Annotated in this window: 1 protein-coding gene; it reads right to left on the reverse strand. The window is 38.1% G+C overall.

Annotated elements, in window-relative coordinates; all coding sequences use genetic code 11:
* On the reverse strand, positions 1 to 366 hold a 366-nt coding region (locus JMW90_RS13600), incomplete at its 3' end, for an ABC transporter substrate-binding protein (RefSeq protein WP_227691979.1).
* Between the last annotated feature and the right edge of the window lie 220 nt (positions 367 to 586).

A 586-nucleotide genomic window follows, 5' to 3' on the forward strand; every position in this document is an offset into this window, starting at 1 on the left:
GGTTGGGGTAAAGTAATCGGTCTTACCATATTTAACCCCTTTACGTAGGTTAAAGGTATAAGTCTTGCCGTCTTCACTAATATCCCAGCTTTCGGCTAAGGCTGGCTGAATCTCAGTACCATCTCTTTTGAATTCTACTAAGCCGTTGTAGATGGGAAAGGCGCTCGCATCAAAATCGGTACCTGCAGTGTATTGTGCTGGATCGAATCCAGCCGGACTACCTTCTGAGCAATAAAGTAAGGTTTTGGCTGCTTTAGCATCTGAGCTGGCAGCAGAGTCATCGGTGGTTTTGTTGTCGCCGCTACAGGCACTGATGCCTAGAATAACTGTCGCCAACATCGTCAGTTTGAAGAGTGATTTTTGCATTATTACATCCTATGTAATGATAAATAGTCGCCAATATATTTATAAGATCGTTTTTGAACTAAAAATATAATGAGCGTGCCTTTAATTCCCTTTAAAGCAATTGTTTATATCGTGTTTCTAATATGCAAAATAAAAAATATTTTAGGTTGTATTAACCATTATTCAGATTTGCAAAAAATACCGATATAAATAAGTGGTTTAAATATACTCTGTTCAACAG

It is taken from the genome of Psychrobacter glacincola (assembly GCF_904846215.1).
Classification (GTDB): domain Bacteria; phylum Pseudomonadota; class Gammaproteobacteria; order Pseudomonadales; family Moraxellaceae; genus Psychrobacter; species Psychrobacter glacincola.